Annotated in this window: 16 protein-coding genes; 7 read left to right on the top strand and 9 right to left on the bottom strand. The window is 44.6% G+C overall.

Features of this window, described 5'->3' with window-relative positions; translation table 11 throughout:
- Positions 1–9: 9 nt before the first annotated feature.
- Positions 10–1845, bottom strand: coding sequence for an LTA synthase family protein (locus LZG72_RS02230; RefSeq protein WP_233866984.1), 1836 nt, complete (start codon positions 1843–1845; stop codon positions 10–12).
- A 146-nt stretch (positions 1846–1991) separates the two neighbouring features.
- Between LZG72_RS02230 and LZG72_RS02235 the strand changes: the two genes are divergently transcribed.
- Both LZG72_RS02235 and LZG72_RS02240 read left to right on the top strand, forming a co-directional pair.
- Entirely contained in the window at positions 1992–4178 is a 2187-nt protein-coding gene (locus LZG72_RS02235) for a glutamine synthetase III (protein WP_233866986.1), read from the top strand.
- A 38-nt stretch (positions 4179–4216) separates the two neighbouring features.
- Positions 4217–4768, top strand: a complete 552-nt coding sequence (locus LZG72_RS02240; protein WP_233866988.1) for a hypothetical protein — start codon at positions 4217–4219, stop codon at positions 4766–4768.
- Between the two features lie 78 nt (positions 4769–4846).
- Here LZG72_RS02240 and LZG72_RS02245 read toward each other — a convergent pair whose 3' ends face one another.
- Positions 4847–5857: a glutamine synthetase beta-grasp domain-containing protein gene (locus LZG72_RS02245; protein ID WP_233866991.1), complete on the bottom strand. Its 1011-nt coding sequence runs from the start codon at positions 5855–5857 to the stop codon at positions 4847–4849.
- Between the two features lie 391 nt (positions 5858–6248).
- Here LZG72_RS02245 and LZG72_RS02250 point away from each other — a divergent pair, with 391 nt between their 5' ends.
- The 3 genes from LZG72_RS02250 to LZG72_RS02260 all read left to right on the top strand — a co-directional run bounded on the left by LZG72_RS02250 (position 6249) and on the right by LZG72_RS02260 (position 8521).
- The gene (locus LZG72_RS02250; RefSeq protein WP_233866994.1) at positions 6249–6956 is read left to right on the top strand and encodes a 16S rRNA (uracil(1498)-N(3))-methyltransferase; all 708 of its coding nucleotides are present in this window, start codon (positions 6249–6251) and stop codon (positions 6954–6956) included.
- Positions 6957–6970: 14 nt separating this feature from the next.
- Positions 6971–7642: a DUF4159 domain-containing protein gene (locus tag LZG72_RS02255; RefSeq protein ID WP_409017646.1), complete on the top strand. Its 672-nt coding sequence runs from the start codon at positions 6971–6973 to the stop codon at positions 7640–7642.
- Between the two features lie 132 nt (positions 7643–7774).
- On the top strand, positions 7775–8521 hold the full coding sequence (locus LZG72_RS02260; RefSeq protein ID WP_233866997.1) for an acyl-CoA desaturase: 747 nt from the start codon (positions 7775–7777) through the stop codon (positions 8519–8521).
- A gap of 298 nt (positions 8522–8819) precedes the next feature.
- Here LZG72_RS02260 and LZG72_RS02265 read toward each other — a convergent pair whose 3' ends face one another.
- From LZG72_RS02265 to LZG72_RS02285, 5 genes are all read right to left on the bottom strand, one after another.
- Positions 8820–10202 (bottom strand): HAMP domain-containing sensor histidine kinase, encoded by a 1383-nt coding sequence (locus LZG72_RS02265; RefSeq protein ID WP_233867000.1) that lies wholly within the window; start codon positions 10200–10202, stop codon positions 8820–8822.
- 3 nt (positions 10203–10205) lie between these two features.
- Positions 10206–10883 (bottom strand): response regulator transcription factor, encoded by a 678-nt coding sequence (locus tag LZG72_RS02270; RefSeq protein WP_233867003.1) that lies wholly within the window; start codon positions 10881–10883, stop codon positions 10206–10208.
- Positions 10880–11413, bottom strand: coding sequence for a 5' nucleotidase, NT5C type (locus LZG72_RS02275; protein WP_233867006.1), 534 nt, complete (start codon positions 11411–11413; stop codon positions 10880–10882). Before LZG72_RS02275 ends, LZG72_RS02270 begins: the two co-directional genes overlap by 4 nt.
- Positions 11413–12693, bottom strand: coding sequence for a dihydrolipoamide acetyltransferase family protein (locus tag LZG72_RS02280; RefSeq protein ID WP_233867009.1), 1281 nt, complete (start codon positions 12691–12693; stop codon positions 11413–11415). The genes LZG72_RS02275 and LZG72_RS02280 overlap by 1 nt, the downstream gene beginning before the upstream one ends.
- A gap of 66 nt (positions 12694–12759) precedes the next feature.
- On the bottom strand, positions 12760–14022 hold the full coding sequence (locus tag LZG72_RS02285) for a competence/damage-inducible protein A (RefSeq protein WP_233867012.1): 1263 nt from the start codon (positions 14020–14022) through the stop codon (positions 12760–12762).
- 105 nt (positions 14023–14127) lie between these two features.
- On the opposite strand from LZG72_RS02285, the gene LZG72_RS02290 reads away from it, so the two are divergent.
- Positions 14128–14853 (top strand): DUF4197 domain-containing protein, encoded by a 726-nt coding sequence (locus LZG72_RS02290; RefSeq protein ID WP_233867015.1) that lies wholly within the window; start codon positions 14128–14130, stop codon positions 14851–14853.
- Positions 14854–14911: 58 nt separating this feature from the next.
- Complete coding sequence (gldC, locus tag LZG72_RS02295) at positions 14912–15253, top strand: gliding motility protein GldC (RefSeq protein ID WP_233867017.1); 342 nt, start codon at positions 14912–14914, stop codon at positions 15251–15253.
- A gap of 65 nt (positions 15254–15318) precedes the next feature.
- On the opposite strand, the gene LZG72_RS02300 is transcribed toward gldC, so the two are convergent.
- Complete coding sequence (locus LZG72_RS02300; protein WP_233867019.1) at positions 15319–15672, bottom strand: MmcQ/YjbR family DNA-binding protein; 354 nt, start codon at positions 15670–15672, stop codon at positions 15319–15321.
- Entirely contained in the window at positions 15669–15848 is a 180-nt protein-coding gene (locus LZG72_RS02305; RefSeq protein WP_233867021.1) for a DUF6728 family protein, read from the bottom strand. The genes LZG72_RS02300 and LZG72_RS02305 overlap by 4 nt, the downstream gene beginning before the upstream one ends.
- Positions 15849–15852 lie beyond the last annotated feature (4 nt).

Below are 15852 nucleotides of genomic sequence, written 5' to 3' on the forward strand. Positions count from 1 at the left end.
CTGCCGATGTCACCTTCTCAAATAATCTGTAAACGAAGCCTGCAAATAGGCTTTTCCCAGAGTTTCTTCTTCGGATTGCAACACTCCATGTCTTTCGATGATGTTGCCGCCCAGGTTATCGCGTACCAAAAAGCATTCCGGTTTTATCCAGCCAAACCCATTATTAAAAGCAAAATAGGCAAACTGTTTCCGATTGGGGGCAAAAATATCATTACTCCATTCAAATGCATTGGATGGCAAATGGAGCTGGCCCAAAAGTGTGGCAGCGAGGTCAGTTTGTGAACACAGCGCGTTGATATTCACATTGTTATTCTTCAAAACACCACCGAGCCAAAGCATCGGCATATGAAATTCAGACGGTTTGGTTTTCTCTGTGTAAGGCAGGGGATGTCCGTGGTCTGCGAGAATGATGATCAATGTATTATCCCACCAGGGTTTGGTTTTCGCTTTTTTTACAAATTCGCCAATCGACGCGTCGGTATAATGGTGGGCATTCATAAACAAATGTTCCGGATCACTGCCTTTTATAAACGTTTCCATCGGCACCTCGAAAGGTTCGTGGCTGCTTAATGTAAACAGGGTTGAAAAAAATGGTTCTTTCTGATTATCAAGATCTTTTATCAATCTGTTGAGGACAATGTGATCATGCGCACCCCATTTGGAATTCATGTCTTTTTTACCAAAATCATTTTTGTCAACAATCTTATCAAAATCCTGCTGCAAAAGGTAGGATTTCATATTTGCGAACTCAGTTTCGCCTCCGTAGTAAAAAGCAGTATGATAACCGTTTTTGTGAAGTTCTTTTGGAATGGAAGGTAACGAGGCTGTTTTCTTAGGGATTTTGATAATCGAATTGGTGGGTTGCGCCGGGTAGCCACTCAAAATTGCCACGACACCCTTGTCGCTCCGGTTGCCGCTCGCATACATATTCGTAAAAAGAATCCCTTCCTTCGTCAGACCATCAAATTGCGGGGTTATGTTTTCGACACCTCTCAAACTGCCCGCCACTTTTGCCGTAAAACTTTCCCAGATAATGACAACCACATTGATCTTTGTGGCAGAATCCGCCAGTTGGTTTGTAGTTCCCGAGTGGTTATAAAGGTCAGACACGAGCTTTTGCGCATCTTTCTCGGGAAAATAGAGGTATGGATTCTTTTTGGAATAGCTCGCATTGATAATGGAGCTCATATAGTTCCAGGGGACATTCACGGCCGCATAGTTGGCAAAGCTTTTGTCACTGAAAAAAACCGCGCTCTCATTCATCGGGGCCAGCTGGAAACCCCCGCGGATCGGAATGATCAGACTTCCAGTCAGGATTAGAAATGCGGGAATTGTATAAACAAATGTCGTCTTTTGGAAAGCGGCAATGCCTCTGCGAATGATTGTTTCGAAGATTTTACCTGTTAAAAAAAACAAAGCCACAAAAAGCAATAAGAGCGGGACTACCGGGGCTGCACCCATTGAAGCCAGCGCCTCGGTCGGGGTTGTAAGATATTGAAGTAATGTGCCGTCGATCCTGAAACCCCAGGCCCGGAATAATTCCAGGTCCACCGTCACCAGCACGACAATCAGAAAGACGATGATCCAGCTGTAAACTAGAAGTGTTTTTCGGTACCAAATCCAGTTTTTGGCTGTGAAAATCAGCAGTAGACTCGGTATTACACTGATGTATGCGGCAAAGGAAATGTCCATTTGTAACCCATGCATCGCACTTTGAACCCACATATAAGGTGAGAGTTCGCGGGCTTTATCAAAATGGTATGCCAAAAAAATCAATCTGAAGAACTGGAATATGAGAATCCAGCCTAACGCCAGGAGGGCAATAAAATCAAAACGTTTACGCATTGGTGTCAGCAGCAAGCTGCTAAGTTCCGAAAAATGCGTGAAGAAGCGATTTAAGTACGAAAGTAATGTCGAAAATGTGAGGTGGAATTGTGGTTACTATGCTTTAATAAATAATTTTGGAGAGAATTAATATAAATGATTAAATAATGACTTTTCGTTCCAAGGCTTTTGAAATTGCCCAGAGCCGCGTTTCACCTGTTTTAACCCCTCCCGCAGAAAAGGTTGCCGACTTGTACGGCATTAACACATTCAGTGATGATGTGATGAAAACCCTGCTTTCCGCAGAAGCATACACCAAAGTTTCCAATGCAATCCGTTCGGGGTCCACGATTGACATCGAAGTGGCGGATGAAGTTTCGGCAGCTATGAAATCGTGGGCGATATCGAAGGGTGCGACGCATTATACGCACTGGTTCCAGCCGCTCAATGGCACCACGGCAGAAAAACATGATTCCTTTTTCGACCTCACAATTGATGGTCGTGCCGTAGAGAAATTCAAAGGAAGCGCATTGGTCCAGCAGGAGCCGGATGCTTCTTCTTTTCCGAGTGGTGGCCTGCGTGCAACGTTCGAAGCCCGCGGCTATACCGGCTGGGACCCCAGTTCACCTGCATTCTTAATGGATAATGGTGCCGGCGGGAAAACCCTATGCATTCCGTCAGTCTTTATTTCGTATAATGGAGAGGCGCTCGACTATAAAGCGCCGTTGCTCAGGTCGCTGGTGATGCTGGACAAAGCTGCTACCAGCGTATGTCAGTTTTTTAACCGTGACGTAAACAAAGTAACGCCGACTTTGGGCATTGAGCAGGAATATTTTTTGGTCGATAAAGCATTGTATTACGCACGACCAGATCTTTTAATGGCTGGCCGGACCGTTTTTGGGCACAGCCCGGCGCGTGGCCAGCAGCTCGATGACCATTACTTCGGATCGATCTCGCCCCGGGTTAACACATTCATGGTGGATTTTGAGTTTGAGGCATTAAAACTGGGTATCCCGGTTCGTACGCGACATAATGAGGTAGCTCCCGGACAGTTTGAATGCGCCCCGACTTTTGAGGAAGTCAACCTTGCCATCGACCATAATGCATTGCTGATGGACTTAATGCAAAAAGTAGGTGACAAACATAATTTCCAGGTTCTGTTTCATGAAAAACCGTTTGCCGGGATTAATGGAAGTGGAAAACACAACAACTGGTCGTTATCGACGGACACGGGCATTAACCTGCTCGCGCCGACTTCCAAACCAAAGGAAAATCTGCGTTTCCTGACGTTTTTAATGAATGTGGTGAAAGCGGTGCATGATCACGCGGACCTGCTGCGTGCGTCCATTTCATCGGCTGGTAACGAGCATCGGTTGGGGGCAAATGAGGCGCCGCCGTCCATTGTATCGGTTTTTTTAGGAAATGACTTGACCTCTATGCTGGAAGAACTGGTAAATAAGGGTGAGATCACGCTTGAAAAAGGAGAGAACTTCTACTATAAGCTGGGCCTGACACGCATTCCAAACTTGCAGCGGGACAATACCGACCGTAACCGCACATCGCCTTTCTGTTTTACAGGAAATAAGTTTGAGTACCGCGCGGTAGGAAGCTCTCAAAACAGCGCTTCGCCCATGATCATTTTAAATACCATTGTGGCCAATCAGCTGATGGATTTCAAAAGAGAAATGGACGAGCGGCTCGCTTCCGGAGAAGAGAAAAAAGTGGCTACCGTCGAGATTTTAAAAAGGTATTTTACCGAATCCAAAAACATCCTGTTTGAAGGGAACGGGTATTCGGAAGAATGGATTGAACTCGCCAAGGAACGCGGATTGTCCAACATTCGCACGACTTACGATGCACTTTATGCCTATAAGACAGACAAAACGATTTCTGTTTTTGAAAGAACCGGCGTTCTCAATTCCAGGGAACTGCATGCACGTTATGAGATCGAGCTGGAAAATTATGTCAAGAAGATCCAGATCGAATCGCGGGTGATCAGCGATCTTGCATTAAACCACATTGTTTCGACTGTGGTCAAGTATCAATTCAAACTGGCACAAACTGCCCGGTCTCTGACGGACCTGGAAATGCTGGAAGAAGCCGAGCCCATTAAGGAAATCATCCGGGATATCTCGTCGCATGTGGTGGTTATCAAAAGGCTGGTGCACGAAATGACCGAAAGCCGGAAAACCGCAAATAACATTGATGATCTGTTTGAAAAAGCCAAGTATTATGGTTCAAATGTGAAGTATTTCTTCGATGAGATCAGATATCACGTAGATAAGCTTGAATTACTGATCGATGATGAAGATTGGCCTTTGGCAAAATATCGCGAAATGCTATTTTTGGAATAATTTTTACATTTTAACGCTTGGTATCAACTAACAAGACTATGAATCCGGGATTCGATCCAGAAGAAATTGCACAACTAAGACGGGAATGCAAAGCAGAGCGGGCAAATTTTATCCACGTCGAGGATGAATTTGAAGACGAGGAAGAAAACAACGAACATGCCCATGTTCAGTTTGTAGGTGTTTACAAGAACGCTGAGGTCATTTACGATGCGTTGATTTACACGCTGAGACTACATCATTCTACGCTGGTTTATGACGAAGCTTTGGAAAGATTGAAAAAGGAAATGCCTCACTACATCTCCCAGGACGAACGCCCCGAAAATTATACGATTAGTCCCGAAGATGAAGAGGATGCGGAAATGCTGCTCACGGAATTCATTGAAGAGATTGAAGAAAATGAGGAAATCACCGTCCGGGAACACGTTGAAACCGACGATAAATTTGAATATGGAGTCGGCCTGGAAGTAGGGCTGAATAAAACCGAAATCACAGATAAGGTAATTGACGAATTTATAGCGGTTTTCAATGCAGGCCGAGTGCAGCTCGATCCGACCTTGTATTCGTTCACCGGAAGTGAGGAACAGGATTGAGTTGAATCTCAAATGATATAGAAACAAAAAAACCACCGGAAGGTGGTTTTTTTGTTGGTTTTATAATCAAATCTGCAATTAGATAGCAGATTTAACAGTCTTGATAATGCGAGCTGCCACTTTGTAAGGATCAGCAGCAGAGTTTGGACGACGATCTTCCAGGTATCCGTTCCATCCTTTTGCAGGAACCGTTACGGGGATACGGATAGAAGCACCGCGGTCAGAAACCCCGTAGCTGAAATCATGGATAGAAGCAGTTTCGTGCTTTCCAGTCAGACGCAGGTGGTTGTCGGCACCATATACTTCGATGTGCTCTTTTACAACCGGGCGGAAAGATTCGCAGATTTTGTCGAAAGTTTCTTTGCTGCCGGCAGTTCTCAAAGTTGAGTTTGAGAAGTTAGCATGCATTCCGCTACCGTTCCAGTCAAGCGCGCCAAGTGGCTTGCAGTGCCAGTTGATGGATACACCATATTTCTCTCCGATCCTTTCAAGAAGGTAACGGCCAAGCCAGATCTGGTCACCAGCTTCTTGCGCACCTTTTGCGAAGATCTGGAATTCCCACTGACCTGCTGCTACTTCTGCATTGATACCTTCTACGTTCAGGCCAGCTTCCAGGCAAGCATCGAGGTGTTCTTCCACGATGTCTCTTCCGTAGGCGTTAGCTGCTCCAACCGAGCAATAGTATGGGCCTTGTGGCGCCGGGTAACCATTTGCTGGGAAGCCTAGCGGTTTGTTTGTTTCATTATCCCAAAGGAAATATTCTTGCTCAAATCCGAACCAGAAATCGTTGTCGCCGTCTTCAATTGTAGCACGGCCATTTGATTCGTGTGGAGTTCCGTCTGCATTCAATACCTCGCACATTACCAGATATCCATTCTTGCGCTGTGGATCTGTAATGATATAAACAGGTTTTAACAAACAGTCAGAAGAACCGCCCGGAGCCTGCTCAGTGGATGAACCATCAAACGACCACATTGCGCAATCTTCCAATTTTCCACTAAAATCGTTTTCAATTTTGGTTTTGCTGCGTAAACTTTGGGTCGGCTTGTAGCCATCTAACCAAATGTATTCCAGCTTGGATTTTGACATAATAGTACTAGATAAAGTGGTGACGAATTAATATAACGGCACAATATTAGTGCAAAAATGTATTTCCCAAAAATAAAACATAATAAAAATTAACGTTCAGCAGAATAATATTGTGTCTGTGGTAGTATTGTCAGTAAAAAATGTATTTTTCTTATAAAATGGTTAAGGTTCAACTTTTGCCAAAAACGGATAAAAACGGTGTAATTAGTGAAAATCAGGTTTAAAAAATCACTATAACCATAAGTTTTCGTTTAATAATTCTATAAAATGCGTTTTTCTGCAATTTGCATTATCCGGGGTGTAAATGCAGCAGGATTTTGAATTAATTGCAGTTTAATTCTATCTTGATTGACGCAAACGGTTTCGTTTGTCGAACTTATTTTTCATATCAATGCATTTATTTTATCAGCCCGACGATCACCTTTTTGAACTGGATGAAGAAGAGGCCAGGCACACCTCCAAAGTTTTGAGATTGGGCACAGGCGATGTTATTCACGTCACGAACGGGAAGGGGAGGTTGCAGAAATGCATCCTTAATATGCAGGGTCGAAAAGTAGGTTATGAGGTGGTCGAAACCACATTTATTGAGCCTAGAAAATTCCAGGTAGCCATTGCGGTTGCTCCCACCCGCAAGGCCGAGCGAAATGAATGGATGGTTGAGAAAATGACGGAGATCGGGGTGGAGCGGATTGATTTTCTGGTTACCGAACACACAAATACAGATACCATTAACCGGGTCGTAAATCTTGGCAGGTTAAACCGGATTGCCGCCGCCGCGATGAAACAATCCCAGCAATTTTATAAGCCGGAGATCACAGTGAATAATAAGTATGTTCCGTTTATAAAAAACGCGCCCGAAAGTGTTAAATTGATTGCTTATGTTCCGGACCATAACCGGGTGGAACATGTTTTTAATCAGGTTAAAAAAGGCAGCAGTACTTTGTTGCTGATCGGCCCCGAGGGAGACTTTAGTGAGAAGGAAGTAACGACCGCATTCGAGCATGGTTTCACGTCTGTTTCACTGGGTCCGACCAGGTTACGAACAGAAACTGCCGCGGTTGCAGGTTGCCACGCGATCAATCTGGCGCAAATAATTTAAACATCATCTTGAACATGCCCCGAATTTATTTGAGTTTCCGGATTTTCATATTAGTACTTCTAGGTGCGGCAGGCGGTGTTTACGGACAATCTTCGCTTAAAATCGCAAAGTTGAAATATGGCGGCGGGGGCGATTGGTACGCAAACAAGACATCCTTGCCAAACCTGATCAAGTTCTGTAACACAGAGTTGAAAATGAATATCAACCCGGCTGAGGATGTGGTGGAAGTGGGTAGCCCGGATATTTTTACCTATCCTTTTGTACACATGACAGGCCACGGAAATGTGGTGTTCACTGATGCCGAGGCGCAAAACCTGAGGAATTATTTACTCTCAGGGGGATTTTTACATGTGGACGATAACTATGGGCTTGATCAGTTTATCCGCAGGGAAATGAAAAAAGTTTTTCCTGAACTCACTTTCGTCGAACTGCCATTTGACCATCAGATTTACCGTGTTAAATACGTGTTTCCGGAAGGGCTGCCCAAAGTTCACGAGCACGATGGCAAGCAGCCGCAAGGTTTCGGTTTGATCTGGCAGGGGCGGCTGGTTTGTTACTATAGTTACGAAACCGACCTTGGAAACGGATGGGAAGATCAGAGTGTTTACAATGATCCAGAAGAGATGAGAAGGAAGGCATTACAAATGGGTGCCAATTTGCTTAGCTATGCGTTTATGATCCAGTAATGCGGTATTTGCGTATATATGTGAAAATTTCGCTATTTAAATATCTTCTAAATTTGGGTTATCAAGTTTCGGATTTCTAAGCTTTCGAGCTTACTTTTGTACAAATTATTTTATTAAAATTTACCACGTTCCATGTATATTGTTCTCATTGTATTTTTAGTACATTGGTATTTATCTTTATTCTGTCAAACCTTTTTCCTGCACCGCTATTCTGCTCATAAGATGTTCATAATGAGCAAGCCATGGGAGAGGTTCTTTTATTTGCTTACTTATCTTTCGCAGGGATCTTCTTATTTGAGCCCCCGTGCATATGCAATCCTTCACCGGATGCACCACGCTTTCAGCGACACCGAGAAGGATCCGCATTCTCCGCATCATACCAAAAACGTCTTCACGATGATGTGGGAAACCAAGAATATTTATAATGCCGTGTTGAGTCGCAAGAGAGCGATAGAGACCCGCTTCGAGCGCAACTATCCGGAATGGAATTTCGTAGAAAAACTGGGTGATTCGTGGGTTTCGAGAGTAGGTTGGGGACTACTGTACATTGCATTCTATGTGCTGGCGTACGTTTACCTCGATATGCACTGGGTTTTCTTCTTCTTATTGCCAATCCATTTGTTAATGGGCCCGATCCATGGTGCAATTGTAAACTGGAGCGGACACAAATACGGATATCAGAATTTCGACAACTCTGACAAATCTAAAAATTCCCTGATATTCGACTTTTTGATGATGGGGGAGCTTTTTCAGAATAATCACCATAAAAGGCCCAATTCAATCAACTTCGGTTCAAGATGGTACGAGGTTGATCCCACCTACCCGGTAATCAAGCTGCTGAATAAGTTGAAGATTATTGAGATACGGAAGAAGGTTTAACAAGGCATAGGCCTTGTTAATGAGAGCCCTTCGACTGCGCTCAGGATGACAACCACCTTTGTCACCCTGAGCGCAGTCGAAGGGCTTTTTACAGTCGAAGGCTTTTTACGTTTGAAGCTTTACAGGTTGAAAGCTACCCCCTAAAAAACTTTGGCAGACGTGAAAAACGCCTGCCAAGTTTGCTTATTAACACCACAAAAAATGAAATCTATTTGAAGAGTCGCTGACTTCTCTGTTGCGACAATACAAATAAATCATGTAATACTTAAAATGGCGTTAATATCAAGTTAAAATTTGCTTAGAGTCGCGAGAAATTGATCCGGAATGTAGTGCCTTTGGGAATATTTGATTGAATGACAATATTCCCATTATGCAGCTTCACAATCCGCTCCACGAGCGATAGTCCAATTCCATATCCTTTGATGCTCGCCGTGTTATCACTTCTGTAAAACGGCTGGAAAACCAGGCTCTGATCGTCCTTCGGAATGCCTTTCCCATTGTCCGAAAAAGCCAGAGATAACTGCCCGCGTGTCGGGTGCAGGCTCACACTCACCAAATGATCATCCGAAAATTTGCATGCATTGTCCATCAGGTTCAGAAATGCAGTTTTCAGCAGTGTAGAGTTGCCGATAAGTTCCAGCCAGGTATCGTCTTCGGGCAGCTCGTCAAAATTCAATAGTATGTTATAGGTAGGATTTGCGACGGCCAGGTTTTGTCGGCAGTCCAGCAGTAGCTCGTCTACACGGACTGTCTCTGTCAGTAGATCGCGCTGGTCTTCGCTCACTTTCGCAAGTTCGAGCAGTGTATTCGATAGCTGCGCAAGTTCCTCGATGTCTTCCAGCACCGATCGTATCGTTACCTGATAATCCGCCGTATTTCGTTCTTTCAACATGCTGACTTCCAGTTGCGAACGAATTTTGGTCAATGGGTTTTTTAGTTCGTGCGAGACATTTGCAACAAATATTTTCTGCATTTGAAACGCAGTCTCTATCCGGTCGAGCAGCTTGTTGAATGTGGTAGTAAGCCGGCCAATTTCATCTTTCTGATTGGGTACTTCCAGCCGGGTATCGAGCTTTTGAGGTAAGATTCCTTCCACTTCATTCATCACCTTTGAAATGGGACGTAATGCACGTTTTGAAAAAATCCATCCAACGATCGCAACGATAAGTGTTACGATGAAAAACAGCACCGTAAGAAGTGCACTGAGATTTGAAAGGTTGGCCTGGCCATACAAATCCTTGGCACCCAGCATGACCACCGCGCGGTTAAACGGGTATTTATAATACAACCCGACAACCTTATAATCACCATCCTGATACCGGATCTGCCCGGATTTACGGATTTCATCCAGCCAGTAATTGGATACGTGTAATGCCTTGATTTGCGGCGTAGTGGTATTACTGTAAATCAGCCGGTTTTTTTCGTCGAAAATAAAGATGTTTTCGTCGTAGATCAGGTCTCGGTTGGTTTCATCAAGTGCTTTTAGCACCTCTGAATTGATGAGCGGAACCTGTACTTTGAGAAGCAGCTCGGCCTGTGATTTGGCTTTTGATCTCAGCCGGTCGTAAAAATCTTCGGTGACGTTGGAGTAGGAAAAAAAATAGATCGCAAGAAACGTAATCAGAAGAATACCGCTAACCAACAAGGAAAACTGGACCGTAAGCCTGGTGCGGATTTGCATAACTTATTCAACTTTAAGTACATAACCCATTCCAAACAAAGTATGTATCAGTTTGACAGGATAATCCTTATCAATTTTTTTACGCAGATAATTTACATACACTTCGATGACATTAGTGCCGGTGTCAAATCCAATGTCCCAAACCTGCTCAGCGATTTCAACCTTAGAAATTACACGTCCCTGATTTCGGATCAGATACACCAGCAGATTAAACTCCCGGGCCGTAAGGTTTATTTTATTCCCGGAGCGATGCACCGTTTTTGCGTCCAATGAGACTTCCAGATCAGCAAATTTGAGTACCTGGGCCGTATGTGAAATGGTCGCGCCCCGTTTTGTCAACGCTCGTACGCGCGCTAATAACTCCTTGAATTCGAAAGGCTTAACAAGATAGTCGTCGGCGCCTGCGTCCAGGCCGGTCACTTTATCGTCGGTCGTGCCCAGAGCAGTGAGCATAAGGATCGGCGTTTCGTCGCCCCAGTTCCGAATTTCGCGGCAAAGCTCGATCCCATTGATGCCGGGAATGATGATGTCACTGATAATGAGTTGGTACGTATTATTCTTCGCCAGCTGTTTTCCGATTAACCCATCGTAGGCAATATCCACTTCGTAACCATTTTCTTCCAGGCCCTGTTTAATGGACTGCAATGTTTTCGGTTCGTCTTCAATGAGTAGTAGTTTCATTTGATGGGTAAGAAGAGCTCGGAGACTTCGTTCCAGTTGGAAACCCGTTTGTAAGCTGTTTCTTTTAAGTTATGAGGGGCGGAGAACAAAATGCCCTGCCCTTTAAATGCGACCAGATTTCTTACATGGTCATCAAGCAAATAATCAGACTGGATAATGCTTTTGTAGCCACAAAAAACAATGTTTGTCCAGGGAATAAAAGGAAAGAATTTTTTGAGCCAGTCGAATTTGTCTTTAAATGACGTCGGAAACTCCATACAGGCGGTCGCGACAAACAATTCATAGTATTTTGAAAGCTTATAAACCGTTTCCTGAGCCCCGTCCATTACGTTAATATCTGCGAAAAAGCCGGGGGAATCAATAATCTTGTTCAGTTTCGTGAGCTGTTTTGGATGCAAAAGCTCGCGTAATGATTTGGAATTCAAATCCTTTTCATTCAATGTGGTTTCAAAGTCGCTGAGAATGATGCTAACCAGCTTTTCGTGCGTGTTTGCCAGTACATCGTCCATATCCAAAGTAAGTCTCAGCATCAGATCAGGGTTCTGTGAACGTCGAAATTTTCCAGATTATCGTTGACCCTTTTCAGGAACATTCCTCCCAGCGAACCATCCACCACGCGGTGGTCGTACGAATGCGAAATAAACATCATACTCCGGATCCCGAGAAGGTCGCCTTGCGGGGTTTCAATCACGGCCGGCTTCTTTTTTATCGCTCCGAAAGCCATAATCGCGACTTGCGGCTGAACGATGATAGGCGTTCCCATTAAGTTCGCAAATGCACCGATGTTTGAAATGGTGTACGTGCCGCCAGACAGGTCATCCGCTTTCAGTTTATTCTCCCGGGCTCGTTTAGCGAGTTCGTTCACTTTTCTAGCGAGGCCGGGCAAATCGTACTGGTCGGCGTGATGGATGACCGGAACAATGAGATTCCCATCGGGCAAAGCCACCGCCATTCCGATATTGATGTCTTTCTTTTTGATAATCTTATCACCATCCACCGAAATATTGATCATCGGAAAATCTTTAATGGCCTTCACCACCGCCTCGATCAGGATTGGCGTAAATGTGATGCTGTCACCACTTTTTTTGCGGTATTCATTTTTTACACTTTCGCGCCAGTTCACAACCGGCGTCATATCGGTTTCAATAAAAGATGTAACGTGTGCCGAAATTCTCCGTGATTCCACCATGCGCTGCGCAATCATTTTGCGCATGCGGTCCATTTCGATGATCTCATTGCTGCCATTCAGTGAGGTGGCGACCGGCAAAATGGGACTTACCGTTTTACGATTACTCAGGAATGATAATATGTCATTTTTAGTAACCCGATTTTCGGACCCGGTTCCAGGGATTGAGCCTAATTCGCTGGTACTGATGTTCTCTTCTTTGGCGATGCTGAGTACAAGTGGTGAATAAAAGGTGCTGTTTCCGCTGGTATCAAATTTCGCGTCAGCCTTTTTGCTTACAGCTTCGTGATAATCTTTTTCGAGAACGGCTGCTGTTTCGGCCACTTCCAAAACTTCTTCCAATGGTTCTTCCGGCGTCGGACGTGTATCCACATATTCGCCGTCACCCACTTCTATATTAGCAACTACACTGCCAATTGCGACCACGTCACCCTCTTTTACAAGCCATTCGGCTATTTTGCCGGAGTAGGGGCAGGGAACTTCCGTGTCGACTTTGTCGGTAGCCACCTCCAGAACAGAATCATCGATCCCCACGGGATCACCTGCTTTTTTGAGCAAATGCAGGACCGTGCATTCCATGATACTTTCGCCCATCGGAGGCATTACCATTTTCACTATTTTCATAAATGCTATTTTTCGAGGGCAACTTCCAAAAAGCAGCTGCTTGAATGATATAACGATGTTAGTCTTTTACAGCAAGATTGTTTTGAGTATGGTTTTTCTCAAAAGGTTCAGCGCATAAGACGAGGTAAGTTCGATGTTGATTTTTCTGTTGTTTCTCAAACTCAAAAGCTGTGTGTAGGTCGTGTCCGGAGTAGCGCATGCAATCCAAACTGTACCCACAGGCTTTTCCGCTGTGCCACCGTCGGGCCCGGCGATGCCGGTTGTCGAGATTGCAAATGTGGTATTCAGTAGTTTACGTGCACCTTCCGCCATCTCTTTCGCAGTCTGCTCGCTTACCGCGCCGAAAGCTTCCAGCGTCTCACCCGATACGCCCAATACATTCATTTTCACCTCATTACTATAACTCACTACCGATCCCTCGTAGTATCGCGATGATCCCGGAACGCTCGTAATCTGATTTGCGACAAACCCGCCCGTGCAGCTTTCTGCGGTTCCAACAGTTGCGTTATTATTTACAAGTAACGATCCGATAACCGTTTCGAGTTCATCCTGATCGTATCCGAAAACATGCTGCCCGATCAGCGGAAGAACCAGGTCTACCTGCTCCTGTAACTGTTTTTCGAGCAAATCCTGATCTGTGCCGGTACCCGTCAGGCGAAGTCTAACCTGCCCGAAATGAGGAAGATAAGCTAGCTTTATATGTGGCGGCAACGCATCTTCCCACGAAGCGATCGTCTCTGCGAGAAACGATTCGCCAATGCCGATGGTACGGATGGATTTATGTTGAATGATCTGTGTGAAAAACCGTTTTTTCAGCCGGGGAAGAATTTCAAATTCCATGAGACTCTTCATTTCATACGGTACGCCGGGCAACGAAACATAGATCACTTCGTCTTTTTCAAACCACATCCCCGGAGCTGTTCCCCACAGATTCGGGATGTAGGTACAGTTTTTTGGTAAAGCGGCTTGCTGGATATTCAGCTCGGTCATTGCGCGGCCTCTCTTTGCGAAAAACTCGGTAATCAGTGTCAAAGCTTCCTGATTGATTTCCAGTTCGGTCCCGAAATATTCGCAAAAAGTATGTTTCGTAATGTCGTCGCGGGTAGGTCCAAGTCCGCCTGTAACGATAATTACATCGGCCCGCTGGCTGGCTTCGGCGAAGGCGCTCAGGATATCCTGTTTGTTGTCACCGACTGAGGTTTTTCGAACGGGGCGAATGCCGATGTCAGTAAGTTGAGTGCCAATCCATTGCGTATTGGTATCTGTAATCTGTCCGAAAAGAATTTCGTCACCGATGGTTATTATCTCTGCTTTACTGCTCGAAATCATCGTTTAGAGTACTGTTGAAAACGTCGTTATTTTCCCAAAAATAAGTAAAATTAATCGTTATTGAGTACGTTTGAACCTTAGTACAATCTTAACAAATGCATTGAAATGAAACATAAAATCGTAGCAATATTCTTATTTATAACCCTTTTCGGCACTTCTTCCCAGGCACAGTTTGATCTTGGTAAAATGTTGAAAAAATCAAAGGGAAACAGTACCGGATTAGGTGAAAATGAAATCGTTCAGGGTTTGAAAGAAGCGTTGAATGTGGGCATTAGCAACGGTTCGGCGGAAGCCTCCAAAGTGGATGGTTTTTTTAAGAATGAGTTGATCAAAATTGCGGTCCCGCCCGAAGCTCAGAAAGTAGCGGAGACTTTGCGGAAAATGGGACTGGGAGACCAGGTCGATAAATTTACATTGTCGCTAAACCGTGCTGCGGAAGATGCGGCTAAAAAATCCAAACCGATTTTCGTAAAGGCGATCACATCCATGACGGTGCCCGATGCATTAGGTGTCTTAAAGGGCCAGGATGACGCAGCCACGCAGTATTTGAAGAAATCCACCAATGATGAGCTTTTCAAAACATTCTTCCCGGTTGTAGACAGCACTTTGAATTTGAACAAAGCCACAGAATATTATACCGACATTGTAAATACCTACAATCAGATCCCGCTTGTTAAAAAGGTCAACCCGAATCTGAAAGAATATGCGACCCAGAAAACCATTGACGGGCTGTACACGCTCATTGCGCAGGAAGAGAAAAAAATCCGGGAGAATCCTGGGGCCAGGGTTACCGAACTGTTAAAAAAGGTATTCAGCAAAGCCGGAAATTGATTTGTGCGGGCATCTTTAAGCGTCTAATGCTTACTTTTGTGAAAATTTAACACCTTTTATGAAAAAGTCAGAAATACATTTCACCGTTGAGCTGGACGATAAAAATATACCCGAAAAGATATTTTGGGAAGCTACCGACAATCCGAATGAAGGCATTAATGATACACGTGCAATCGCAATCGCGGTTTGGGACCATTATCACAGAGGAACACTGAAAATAGACCTTTGGACAAAAGATATGGAGGTCTTCGAAATGAAGCGTTTTTATATTGAATTAATGAGCGGCATCGCCGATACGTTGCTCACAGCAACCAATGACCGGGCTATGGCCGAAGCAATCGAGGGGACTTGCGAGACGCTGAGTAAGAAGCTGGACGAGGAAATGAAAGCTGCGAAGTGACCTCATTTGTCAACCTTAGCGGTATCGAAGGCGCTATCAGTCATGGATGGCACCTTCGACTCCGCTCAGGTTGACAAGTTGGCCTGATCTTTCTTCGGCAGGCTAGCAACAATCAGGTCGTAGGAATCTTTCACCCAGCCGAATAACGTCTCACTTGGGATGCTGCCGGTAACATGTACCGTATTCCAATGCTTTTTATTCATGTGATATCCGGGCTTTACGTCCGGGTATTTTTCTCTTAATTCTTCTGCCTTTTCAGGATCGCATTTCGCATTGAACTGGTGCGTCGCAGAATCCATTGGAGTGAGCAGGAATACTTTTCCTTTCACTTTAAAAACCAATGTATCCGGGCCAAATGGCAGCTCTTCTGTTACGCCGGGGAGTTTCAGGGCGTAGTCACGCAGGGTTTCGAGGTTCATCTTGTTAAAGCTCTGACGATCATAATAATCACACAAATTAAAAACATGACAATGGAGATCTTATTGATCCCGTGCATCATGCGCAGGTTGAATGAATCGGGGGCATTAGGGTCTTTTTTCTTGAAAACCCGGACGAAGTAGTACAAAACGTCCCCCAGTTGAAAGTATTTTTTCATAGTT

The sequence above is a fragment of the Dyadobacter sp. CY323 genome (assembly GCF_021390245.1).
Classification (GTDB): Bacteria; Bacteroidota; Bacteroidia; order Cytophagales; family Spirosomataceae; genus Dyadobacter.